The following is a 12,836-nucleotide window of genomic DNA, read 5'->3' on the forward strand; positions in this document are numbered from 1 at the left end:
CGAGCCCCGCCTTGAAACCGGAAACGCCGTGGGGTGGAGACACCATCCGAAGGTGACTTTTTCGCATTACTCATTTTGTTTGGCTTCTCTACGTTCGTTTAATCTAAAAATCATGGCAACGACCCCCAGCAGGACCAGGAAGATCAGCAGCATATTTATATTCCGGTAAGCGAACATGCCCATGATCCCGATAGAAAACACCATCAGGCCCAGCGAAAAGAATGAATGAACCAAACGGGGGTATCGCAGCGGACTGGCGGCATATTCTTCTGGGTAACGGTCAGGATAGCGGTATGCGGCATAACCAAGCCCCGCCTGTAGATACATAACGCCAAAGACCACCACGTCCGCGTAAGCCCTGATGTTGGCCCCATAAAGGATAGCCAGCAGGGAAAGTCCCGACAGAAAGACAACCGCCCGGATCGGCACATGGGATGTCTCATTGACATGGCCCAAAGACCTCGGCACCAGCCCCTCTCTTGAAGCGGCAAGAACGTCCCGGCTTTGAGACAATAAAGTTCCGTTCACGGAGGTTCCCGCCGCCAATAATGCGCCCATGGCAATAAAATTCGTCCAGCCCGGCGGTAAAAAAGTCTCAGAAGCCGTAATAACGGCGATTGATCCATTACCACGAGCTCCAAGCATATCCCAGGGCAGGTTCATCATCAAAGCGATAGGGACCGAGGTATAGACAAGCAGCAGGATACTGAACCCTATGATCAAAGTAAGGGGAATATTTCGGGAGGGGTTTTTTATCTCCCCCGCCATCTCCATCACCACCATAGTTCCAAGATAGGAGAAATAGGCGGTCAGCGCGGCAAAGAACACCGGCTCCAGTCCATTGGGAAACAGAGGCTCCAATGCTTTACCATCGCCAGAGACAATCCCGCCAATGCTGAATATCATTAAACCCACACAAAATATCAATACGCACACGCCCTGTACCATGGCTGTTAACGTCACCCGGCCACAGTTCACCAGCGTGAATATTATTACTGTAGCACCAGCAACAAGCTGACGGTTCAGTCCCGGGATGAAATAGTTGATATAGTCAGCAAAACCAAAGGCCAGTAGCGGAATACCCATGGTAACGCCAAAAACCAATGTCCAGATTGCCGTGGCCATACCAATGGGGGGAAACATCCGGCTGGCAAAAACAAACCCAGCCCCGGGTACCGGATAGGCACTGCCAACGAAGGCGGCAACACCGCAACTGAATATGGCCGGGATCGCCGCCAGAATATAGGACAGGAAAAGCCCAGGGCCCGTTGACCCGCCAAGCGTACCCGGCAAGATAAAAATCGAGGCCCCGACAATATACCCGACAAAGACCAGTAAGCTCGTGGTCAACCCAAGGGTTCTGGATAGTTTCCCATCTGTGCCTGGTGTGATATGTTCGGTGGTCATAAATTTACCTTAATGATGTTGGGGTATGTTACGGGTCGGATGGGCTTTTAGCTGATAAAGGTCTGCAAGCCGCTTGTATTTTCTCTAATAGGGTGCTGGAAAAACCCTCTATGGTTTTGGAATATTCCTGCCGGGTTGTCGTGACGCCGATCGCGATGTCAAGGCTCGGCACATAGAACCCATAAGCCCCCCACCAGCCGCCATGACCATACGTCATAATATCGCCGGCTTGCCCTCGAAAAATCCCTAGACCATAGTAGTCCGGCGTTGTTCGCCCATTAAAGTCTTCCGGCTTGGGCCCCTTGTCTTTCAATGTGGTCAGCATCAGGTCAAGTGTGTCCTCTTTGGCATAAACGCCGCCCTTAAACAGTGCTTGGAAAAATCTGGCCATATCCTCAGGTGTCGAGATCATGCCTCCGCCGCCATAAAGATCAAAGGGCGGGTCATTATTATAACTGTCATAATCGCCGTAATACTGATGGGCGCGGGGCAATACTCCAACTGGGCGAGGCTCCAAAACCGCCCACCAGGTATTCTTAAGACCAAGATTGTCATAATCGACAAGTTCCCGGGTGGCCGCTGCCATTGATTTGCCTGTGATCTTCTCAAGCATGGCGCCTAGAAGAATATAGCCCGTATCACTATAGTGATAGACCTCCCCCGGCTTGCCGTAAGATTTATCTTCCATGGCCATTCTCAGCTGTTCTTCAAGCGTGAACAAATGGACAAGTTCACCGGACATGAGTTTTGGAGCCATTTGGTCGAAGGTCTTTGTATAAAAGAAATCCGCCAAACCTGAGGTATGCATCAACAAATGTCGCACGGTAATCTGATCCACGTCATAACCGCCATCTTTTAATATTTGCAGATGGTCCTCACGTAAGTAACGTGTTATCGGCGCCTCTATATCAATCCGGTCTTCTTCATGAAGGCGCAAAATAGCCGCCGCGACAAATGATTTTGTAACACTGGAGATGTAAGTGGGATGCTCCGGTGTCAATGGGACACTACCACCCCGCTCCGTTACACCAATGGCCGTACCCCATTCAAGATCCAGATGCGGCGCGATAACGTATATTGATGCGCCTGTCATCACATCATCAGATTTAACAAAATCCTGAAGCATTATTTGCAATGTCTGCTGCAATTTGGTGTTATCATGTGACGGAGCTGCGCCTGTCCCGCCGCAAGCCGCAAGCAACACTATAACCGCACTACCCGCCAGGACAGCTAACCCCCAAGAGGCCGCCATCCTATATAATAAGTTCTTCATAATGATTTTTCTGATAAACTTCCCATCACTCATATTTCACTCTGTCAAGAATGAGTGGTCTTTCTTGTATTTGTATAGAAGTAGGAATAGTCATGGCACCAACCTTTTCATGGAAAAAATTTTCACATAGTTTGTAAGTACTGTGCCCTTCGCCCAAGCTAAGTTTGCTTCCCCCTTGATTTCCATCTTATAAATCTGATCAACTATTTCCATGCCTTTAACAATCCTGCCAAAATGCTTTACCCCAGACACTTTACCATGTTCGTTATATCTATAGTTCAGGGATGGGATTTCGTCAGTCATGAGTAAAAACTCTGCCCCAACTTGTTGAGGGTCACCTAACTCATGAGCAAAAGCAAGAGAACCCCGCCTCAACTTACGATCTTCACCTGTTGGCAAGTCAAGGCGAACGGGCGGAAAACGGAGAGGAAGGTAATTATCATAATGCCCTTCTTTGATTGCCTGTCCGGCTAGCCCGCCCTGAATAAGATTTAAATGCGGTATAGAGCGGTAAAAGACACTGTCATCATAACGACCCGCATCAACATATCTCAGAAAATTATTTGCTGGGATTGGCGCATATCCCGTATCAACCTCCACATAAATTTCTCCAAGTTCCGTATTAATGACAATAGTCACCTTGTTAGCCGTCTCAGAATCTGAAAATTCCGCTGGATTCTCCGCAATACTCCACGAAAAGCTCATTGCATACAACAATATGCATACTATCCACTTCATATATACACCTCCAACATAACTCTCCTTGCCCATATAGCTATTCATGACATTCTTATCCCTTCTAGGGTGCTTCATAATTATTTTTCTTCGAATATTCATCCATTACCCTTCCGGCATCCGGAAGGGCTTTTTATCCATAAAGCGGCTGAGTACATTCAAAGTGATCTGGGAGATGTTATTGTCATAGCCAGCGTGGCTTAAAGAGCCGATATAAGACATGGAACCAACGCTAAATACCGCACCCCCTTTGGAGGTTTCAAAGAAGGTCATATCTGCCCGCGGCATAGCAAAGCGAGGGGCAAATTCCTCTCGCTCGAGCCCCCCCAGCATAAAGTGCCAGGGCTTGCCAAAGTCTGTGCTACGCGCAACGATCAGCGCATGGGAAGGCGTCCCCTTATCGAAGCTGGCCCCATCAACCTCAAACCCTGCCGCGCCATTGCCGCTTAAGCCAAAGCTTCCCAGCAACTCCCCCTTCACACCGGCAAAGATGAAAGCAGCCCTTGTGTCCCCAGCCGCCTCCGTGCGCTTGTAAGGCACAGATTGCGTCGAATAGGGAGAGGCAACCCATCCGACCCCAACAGTACGCTGCTCCGGCCGATGCGCACTACGCCACAAGCCGGCATCCCGGCCATCATATTCATTAACCGCTTGCTGGACGCCCCAATAATCACCGCCAAAAAGAAGGCCCCCGCCAACATTCTTGCGGACCTCCACAACACCGTCCAGAGTAGGATGGAAAGGGGTTGTCCAGCAATAGCCGTTACCGCCAAGATACATCCAACGACCGCCCTGATCCAGATAACCCTCAACCGCATCGAGCATCTCACTGGAATAATATTCCGGGTGATGGCCGTTCAGGATGACGTTATAGTTTTTAAGAAGGTCAACCCCCTCGGCCTGCATCATATCGTCGGTAATGATGTCCACCTCAATACCCTTGGCATAGAACCAGTCGGTCAGAAAGGTATCCATGCACAGCTTGGTGTAGCCAGCGGCCAGTTTTAAATTAAGGTTTGGCACTTTCTGAGTTGCATGCCAATGATATCCTCCTCCCGTATGGTTCCGATAAACCCCGCCCCCCAATTCGCGGCGATGTTTGGCATAAAAAGCCGCCTCATGAGGAGATAGGCCTGCGACGGATGGATGAACAAAATGATCCTTCTCTATCTTTGTAGAGCCATCAAACTGTTTACGGGCAATGGGTATATTCAGAGAGAAATGCTCATCCATATTGGAATAGGCCGAATAGCTGACCGTCGGCACCAGATAGGCCGCCTTAGACGTTGTCCGGCCCTTTGGCGGGGCCACGAAAAACGGAATATGTTCGATAAAGTCCCCATGCTTCAGGCGTACAGCATATATACCACTTGGTAGCCCCTTGGGGACTTTATAAGAAAAGTCCGTCTCCCACTGGGCGTCATAAAGATCATCATCATGAAACGCACAGGCACCGTAATGATCCGGCTTCACCGTCCACTCCGTAATACTGCCATCAAACCGTACCCCCGTAACGCCTCTGTCAGGCAGATTTATGGTCTCACCGTGCAGATTATTCTTTGATAGGTCATGCACCTTGGTGGTGCCAATGTCTTTGCCAAAGTCCCAAAAGCCTATAACTTTTAAGGCTCTCTTCTTTGGCACGACCAGCCCAGAAACCTCCTGAACTTCTTTAGGCGACAACGCCCCATGGGTCAGCCGGACAGAATCCAGCTTGCCATTTAATACCTGTGCCGGCGCACGGTAATATTTACCGCGCTTGCGGCCTGTCGTCGCCCCAAATCGCAGCACGCCTTTTTGCCTCGGCTTGGCTCCTGCTGGCAAGGCCAAGGTAGCACTTTGGGGACGCACCGCATATTCATTGGCAAAATAGCCATCTATATGTTCGCTTGAGATTTTAAGACTACCGCTATCAGCATCATAGCTGGCCGCGACCAGAAACCAACGTTTTTTCAATAATGGCCGTCCGAGTATAATCTTATGGGTTTTACCATTACTGCCGGCTATCTTAAAAGACGGTCTGCCCTGCCGGTCCAGATACAAGGACCAGCCAGTACCAGCTTCCTCGTCCCAGCGCGCAACGAGTGTTTGCTCGTCAATAACCTCTTCAGTCTCTTCAATACCTAAACCCTCATGGCCAATATAAGTATCCGGATAATGGTGAAGCTTCTCACCCTTCTTCAGTATGAGGGAGGGAAAGACATAGCTTTGCACCGTAAAGCTTTTGATATTATTCAGGCCCCTGGATTCAGGAACTTCCACACAAGAGCCGGGGGCTGAAATCTGATGCCGTCCCGGATATTGGCGCGCAAAAGGCGCTTCAAGCTCAAGCTCCTTCTGCATCTTCTGCGCTGGCCAGATATTCCCGTGTATCACACGCACCAGATCAGCCTCATAGGGACCACCAGCATAGGTGCTGACCTTAAAATCCAGCGTATCACCAGGCCGAGCATGCCAGGGCCAGCAATAACCAAGGATCGTACGCTTTGGAAGCGCACGCCAGTCTTCTTGCTCCCAGTAGTTCCCAGCGGCTGATGATACAACTGCCGTTTCAGCCTTCGCTTCTCCAGCAAATATACGTGAGCCCACGGCAGCCATTATACCGGCCGCCCCTGACGCCTTCATAAAATCACGGCGACCGGGGCTCTTCGATTCAGGCGCACTATCCTTGGGCTTACTTCTATTAAGATCATCTGTCATGGCTTTTCCACTCCGCTCCTATGTAAAATTTATAATAATTTGCACGTTCATTAAAGAGGTCGCCCACAAACAACCGCTCAACAACCCTGCTACTATGAGCCGCTGCCGCATTGAGGTTTCCGACCTGATAGCTGGAACTAAACCTGTTATTGACTTGTAAAGTATCAGGGCGAGCATAAAAGCCCGCCCTGATACTATTGGAACATCTTTTTGAAGTTCAGCTTTAGAAGTTATAGCCCACATTGATCCCAATCGTGCGGGGCCGCAAACGATAGGCCCTGTCATCAAGTGCCACCGTATCTGCGTGTGTTAGCGCATTCTCATTGGTAAGGTTATGCACAAAGAGACCAATATCCAACTGACCCGTGTAGAGGGAAACACCTGCACTTATATTGAGCTGGCTATACCCCCCCGTTCTGGTGCCGACTTCCCCAAGCTTGTTGTAAAATTCATTGACATAAGAATAATCACCGCGCACATAGGATGGATTATCTCCTAGATCATATTCGTACTGCAATCCGATATTTACGGTAAAATCAGCGGCACCGGGCAAGCGGTCACCAGCAAAAGCCCCCAAGCCAGGCGCATCTTCTGTCAATTTGGCATTGGTATAAGCACCGCCCAGGTTTACGCGAAGGCTTTCTGTAAGCTGGTACATCGTTTCGAATTCAAAGCCGCGTGAACGCGCCTTACCCACGTTAGCCGTTATGGCTTGAAGGCATACTCTTGGATCCTGATCCAGCCCCCCGAACACACTTACAGGAATGCCAACCCAGTTCACTTGATACACAGCAATATTGGTTTGCAGCCTGTTATCAAGCAATGTCATTTTTGCCCCAAGTTCAAAGTTTTCCGATGTGTCAGAGTCAAACCCACCCTTCAAAGGAACCGAAGTGCCATCCAGAATACCGTCATTATTAACATCACATGTTTCAGCTAACACCGGGAAGCTAGCGTCGCCCAAACGAAACCCTTCCGCCCACTCTGCATACAGCAACGTATCATCATTTGGCGTGTAAGACAGGCTGGCCTTGAAATTAGTTCCTGTTTCATCAAAAACGCCCAAATTATCAGAGTTACCAAGGATACCCGCTTGAATAGTATGAGAATTTTTTTCATAGTCAAAACGACGCGCGCCGACCGACACTTTCAACTGCTCAGTGATGTCATAGGAAAGCTCGCCGTAAAAAGACAGTTGATCTGCGGACTTTTGCGCAGAGTTTGCGATAAGTAAGCGGGTTGCAGTGCCAAAGAAGGCCGCCAACTCGTCAGTTGTCGACCACGTGTCCACTAAGAGGTCAACCTCTACTTCTTCATAATAGACCCCCGCGACAAACTGCAAAGGTCCATCCAGTTGAGAGACAAACCGCAGCTCCTGGGAAAAAAACTCCGCAGAACTGTTTACATATTGAATACCCGGAAAACCGCCAAAAGAGGTTGCATCCTGAACACGCTCACCCTTGTCATCAACCCAGGATGAAGACGACAATACACTGGCCCAGCCAAAGTCATATTCAGCTACCACATTGGTAATATGAATCTCGTCCCCATGGCCAATTTGTCGACCGGCAGTTTCCGGCCCATCGCCCAACTGAAGCGTGACTTGTGTATAAGGGGCGGCCCCCAGCCCCAGCTCCACATAGGGTTGCCCTTTTTGCTCTGCTTTCTGATAGGCATGCTGAAATGTTATGCTGAGATCATCTACAGGCTTCCACAAGACCGAAACACGTCCTCCTGTATAGTCGGTAGCACCTAAATTGCTTTCATCTTGGTAAAGTTCCGCGCCTCCCCAAAGGGCAACAGCTGTTGCTGCGGGAAAGCCAGGAACAATCGTGCCATCGTTTGCCAACTGCGTGCCAGCAATATTATTGATATAGCCACTGGTATCGTGTCTGTAGGCAACAACCCGAGCCGCCAGCTTATCTTCCACCAAAGGTACATTAATGACTGCTTCAAATTTGGTATTATCGCCACCTGATTTGGCTGTATTAGAGTATCCAGCTTTAACACTGCCTTCAAATTCATCCAGGTTTGGCGCTTTTGGAATATTACGCACAGCCCCTGCAAGAGTGCCAGAGCCGAATAATGTGCCTTGAGGACCACGCAGTACTTCCACCCGCTCAAGGTCAATCATCTTAAGGTCAGAACCTGAACCTTGTGCCGTCAAACCAGACAGTGATACCTCACCAAAATAGATTCCCGTCGTCGCACTTGAGGTGATACCCTCGTTTTGCGGGTCAACCCCAAGACCACGGACAATGACTGCGTTGTTGCCTAAACCCACTTCAATAAAATTAACACCAGGTACCGTACGCAGATAATCATTCATTTCAGAAAAATTTCTACGGGTTATTTCTTTGCTGCCAATAGCAGAGATACTGCCAACCGTATCATTCAGTCCCGTTTCCCGCCGGGTCGCCGTTACGACGACCTCTTCAAGCGCAAAACCTTCAACCTCGTCAGCCCTTTCATCATCTTCATAAACAGCCATATCCTCTTGATAGTCAGCGGTTGTATTATATGAAATCTTCTGAAAACCTGATGATTCTGTCACCAGGTAAGCGCCGGTCGATGCTTGTGATAATTTGAGACCTGAGCCGCTTAATATCTGAATTAATGCTTCTTCAGGCCCCATCTCACCCCTGACGGCGACCCCTTTTTTACCCACGATCAAATCACTAGGCGCCGCAACTGTCAGGCCAGATTGTTGATTAAATTCCAAAAGAGCTTTGGCTAAAGGTTGTGCGGAAATATTAAAATTTTCTTCTGCCTGTGCCGTGCCAGCTGTCATCAACAGCGCAACTACTGATACCGTACTTGTTAAAATATTTTTGCAAAATATATTTTTCTTCATTAGATACTCCTCCCGAGCTTTTTAAGTGTCATTCACCTTGAACGGCTAATATCAACCGTATAGCTACGACGAAGACTTTCAGGATTTGTTTCAGGAAAAATTTATAAAGGCATATTTTCTATGTTTCTAATATATTTCTGCTGTATTTTTAAGAATATGAAACAAAGACTTCCGCCCCATTAAATGAATTTAAAAAAAACTATTTTTTTATGACAAATTTAAAAAATAAAATATTCAGCTAAAGATAATCACTGTTCCTGGCGCAGTAAAATCTGGGATCCGGAGGATCTATCCACGTCAATCGAATGTACTTCCGAGATCACATCCAGGAACTGTTCAATCTCAGTCGCTTTAAAAGCTATCGTCGTACGTAATCTTCCAATATCTGAAGTTGCCAACCGAATAGGGCGCGTAGAATATCGGTTCACGTCTGCTATAATTTCATTCAAACTGGCGTCGTCATAGGCAAGGTTGCCAAGACGCCAAGAGCCCGGCTGCGAATTCTTAATCTGTACGACTTCCGGCAAACTCACGCGTCTTTCTGCGGTAATCATTTCACCAGCGATAAGGCGTTTTTTTGCCAGATTACGCAGTTGTTCTTCTACCACTTTTTCTGATAATTCAAAGGGCTTCATAACCTCAACAACTCCTTCAGTTACCGCCACATGGACAATATCTGCGCTGCTTCTGACATTAAATCTTGTACCAACAACGCGAACAAGTGTATCATTAACAGAAACATAAAAAGGCCGGTCAGCGTTTTTCGCTATTTCAAAAAAGGCCTCTCCCGAGCGTAATGTTATCTGACGAGAGGCTTTCGAAAAGGTTGCCACCAGTTTCGATTTGGCTCCCAAAGTAACAATAGACCCGTCTTCTAAAGTAATCTCCCTGATCTCTGCAATCCCCGTAATATAATCCAAAGAACTTGAGGGCGTATTAAATGTTGGCAACACCACAACGAATAAAACTGCAACTGCGGCAATGGTCACAATGCCTTTGGCAAAACTCGGGGACCTCATCCAATCAAAAAACCATGTTCGCCAATTTATATGGCTCCACCAATTTGTCCCAGAACGACCAAGTTCTTTATCAATATTAACTCCCGCCGCAACAGAAACAAAATCAAGGTCACAATAAACCTGTTCAAACTCTCTGTAAGCGCGCTTGTTCTCTCGATCACCATGCAGCCACGCTTCAAATTCAAGCCGTGTTTCATTATCGACCTCACCGGCATGCATGATCACATGCCACTCACCAGCACGGCTCATCAACATATCTTCATTTGTTTCCAATGCGGTCATTTTTTTGTCTCAATTTGATTTTCTGCTTTAGTATTCTTCAAACCCTTCACAAGGGTGATCATCCCCTCAGACATCTGCCTGCTAATATCGGCCGGAGACCAACCCGTTTCCTGACAAATTTCACGGTATGTTTTGCCTTCCAACCTACTCATGGTCAGAATAATTTGCTGTTTTCTGGGCAAAGATTTCATCACCTTCACCAGAATTTCAAAACGTTCCCTTGCTATTACGACGCGTTCAGGCGTTATTTTTTCCAAATCCAGTTCGTGATCGGTGGCAATTTGTTCCTGAATATATGAATCTGACAGCTTTGTACGGCGTTTAAAGTCCAAAACAATATTACGTGCCGTGATATATAAGAAAGCCCTAGGGTCTTTAATTTTTGATGGTTTCGCGATATTGGCATATTTGGTAAATGCAGCCTGAACAACGTCTTCAGGTTCAGGTGGGCCTGAGCCAAAAGATTTACGAATATTAGCACATAGACTTGGAAAGTGACTGCGGTAAAGGCTATCCAGTATTGTATCGGCACCTTGCTTGTTTGGTTCCGATACAGATATATCCCTGATCCCGGTTTTTGCCTTAATTTCTGACATTTGAAACTTCTATCCTGAATTTTATAACGCATCACCATAGAATAAAATGGTCTTTGAAGCAATAATCATGCACCAGATTCAAATATTGCTTCTAGAGAAGCTATATATAATGACATATATTATTTCCTTGAAAAACGGAATATTTTCTTATGAAAACTCCTGATTATTATTGTTTTTCACATTTCTTTCTCATGAAGTTCCCGCCGCGCCTTTATTAAAGCTGCTGTCACCTTTGATATACGCCTCAACAATGTAGGGGATTAAATTCTCACAGCTTTCTTTAGCGCCATATGTTTGTTCAAACACCCTCGCGTAATCCGTAAGAAGCTCAAATATCTCCGCCGGTAAACTCACCGTTAGTTTCACAGGTGTACGATTAGGCAAAGGCCCGAGTTTCAGTTTATGCATTGTATGATCCCTTCCTAAGCCCCGTAAGGCCGGAGTATAATATCCTTGCTCACCAAAACCCGAACAGACCAGCCGGGCCGAATGATGTTGGTGGGTTTAATATTGAGGTTCCGATCGACAATCTTTTGCCCCGTGCGCCCGATGGTATCCTGCGTGCCGCGCTCAAACGCCCGTGCAAGATCACTGCCTGTATTATTAAAGGCCAGCTCCGTGCCCACATTCAAGAGTGTTGAAAGAGCCGCCACCTTAAACAAACGAGACGTATGATAATCGGTTTTATCGGACAGCCCCGCATAGCCCTCTGTATCGGCAGCGGGCAGATTATCAATCAGAATGGAAGCACCATTAGGCATAATAATCCTCTGCCAGATCACCAGTATCCGGCCCTGGCCTTCCATGATCTCACTGTCATATTTGCCGATGAGACGCGAGTCTTGAGGGATTAAGATATGCTGCACGTCCCTCACCTCATGGCGACCTTTGCGGACTCCCATCAGGGGATTGAACTTTGAAGAGTTTGAATCCGTAGGGTTAAACAGGATCACATGGGAGAAGGTGCCGCGCCAGCCTGCGGTCAGTTGCCAGTTCTCGCCCTTGATATCATGGATCAGCGCAGACCCTGTCCAACTGAGCAAGGTCGGGATCACAAGTCCCACCCCTTTGCCGGACCGGGTCGGGGCAAAACACATCACATGTTCCGGGCCGTCGTGCCGGATATAACGACCTTTCTTTTGACCGAGCACCAAACCCTTGTCACAAAACAAGCCTGCTTGGCTGATATCCTTCACCGTCGCCCAGCGGGAAGAACCGTAGGTGGTGACCGTCTTCGCCTGCCTAGCCCGCCATAAGGATCCTATAATTGCGACAACAATTGAAAGCAGTCCCCCAGCGGCGGCAATCAAACCCGCCTGGAAAAACACATCAGGGGCGTAGCCCTCATATGCAATCCACCATTGATAAAGCCGCCAGGGGACATAGACCTGTGTGCCGCCAACATTAAACCACACAGGTCCGAGAGCGTTCTGAAATCCAAGTTCATGCGCCGCATATTGTGTGCCCGTCCAGCTGGCGAGAACAACAATGAAGAAAACGACAAACATTTGGCCGATCAGAAATTTTGTTGGAGTCATCTTAACTTTCCTAAAGACGCCTCAAGGGTAAATAATGGCGTCTGCTTGGGCATAAGAAAGCAGGAAAAAGAGGACGTTCGTCAAGTGTAATTTTTACGTCAACCAATTGGAATAAAACAGTTATTCAACAATATACACTCACATAAAATGAACAACAAAGAAGGTCAACCAAAGACAATTAAATGCCACTGCATTTTTTTGGGATTTAACTTGAGAAAAGATCAGGAATTGTGGAAAGGTATGGTTCAGGATACAGAAAAAACCCGAATCATTCTACAGATAAGAATAAACAGGGCTACAATTTTAGCCACAACACAACTACAAATTTGACCACTAATTCACTCCAATTTTAACCACCAAGCTACTACAAAATTCACCACTGACCACTTGCAGTCATATCATTTATGATCGTTTATTATGATTAATGCTATA

The 12,836-nt window shown here is 47.5% G+C and carries 9 protein-coding genes; all 9 read right to left on the bottom strand.

All coding sequences use genetic code 11. The features are described 5' to 3' along the window. Window positions 1-66 precede the first annotated feature (66 nt). Window positions 67-1,407, bottom strand: a complete 1,341-nt coding sequence (locus FIV45_RS10260) for an APC family permease (RefSeq protein ID WP_099470707.1) — start codon at window positions 1,405-1,407, stop codon at window positions 67-69. A 28-nt stretch (window positions 1,408-1,435) separates the two neighbouring features. Further along, window positions 1,436-2,680: a serine hydrolase domain-containing protein gene (locus FIV45_RS10265; protein ID WP_165776837.1), complete on the bottom strand. Its 1,245-nt coding sequence runs from the start codon at window positions 2,678-2,680 to the stop codon at window positions 1,436-1,438. Window positions 2,681-2,770: 90 nt separating this feature from the next. Continuing rightward, window positions 2,771-3,463, bottom strand: coding sequence for a peptidylprolyl isomerase (locus tag FIV45_RS10270; RefSeq protein ID WP_165776838.1), 693 nt, complete (start codon window positions 3,461-3,463; stop codon window positions 2,771-2,773). A gap of 57 nt (window positions 3,464-3,520) precedes the next feature. Beyond that, a complete protein-coding gene (locus FIV45_RS10275; protein WP_099470710.1) occupies window positions 3,521-6,115 on the bottom strand; it encodes a N,N-dimethylformamidase beta subunit family domain-containing protein in 2,595 nt (864 codons plus the stop codon). Between the two features lie 223 nt (window positions 6,116-6,338). Then, a complete protein-coding gene (locus FIV45_RS10280) occupies window positions 6,339-8,969 on the bottom strand; it encodes a TonB-dependent receptor (RefSeq protein WP_099472333.1) in 2,631 nt (876 codons plus the stop codon). Window positions 8,970-9,217: 248 nt separating this feature from the next. Further along, on the bottom strand, window positions 9,218-10,270 hold the full coding sequence (locus FIV45_RS10285) for a FecR family protein (protein WP_099472334.1): 1,053 nt from the start codon (window positions 10,268-10,270) through the stop codon (window positions 9,218-9,220). Further along, a complete protein-coding gene (locus FIV45_RS10290; protein ID WP_099472335.1) occupies window positions 10,267-10,866 on the bottom strand; it encodes an RNA polymerase sigma factor in 600 nt (199 codons plus the stop codon). Before FIV45_RS10290 ends, FIV45_RS10285 begins: the two co-directional genes overlap by 4 nt. Before the next feature lie 189 nt (window positions 10,867-11,055). Beyond that, window positions 11,056-11,274, bottom strand: a complete 219-nt coding sequence (locus FIV45_RS10295) for a DUF2274 domain-containing protein (RefSeq protein WP_099472336.1) — start codon at window positions 11,272-11,274, stop codon at window positions 11,056-11,058. Window positions 11,275-11,288: 14 nt separating this feature from the next. Then, complete coding sequence (locus FIV45_RS10300; RefSeq protein ID WP_099472337.1) at window positions 11,289-12,404, bottom strand: TrbI/VirB10 family protein; 1,116 nt, start codon at window positions 12,402-12,404, stop codon at window positions 11,289-11,291. Window positions 12,405-12,836 lie beyond the last annotated feature (432 nt).

Origin of the sequence: Paremcibacter congregatus (assembly GCF_006385135.1) — a bacterium.
Taxonomy (GTDB): Bacteria; Pseudomonadota; Alphaproteobacteria; order Sphingomonadales; family Emcibacteraceae; genus Paremcibacter; species Paremcibacter congregatus.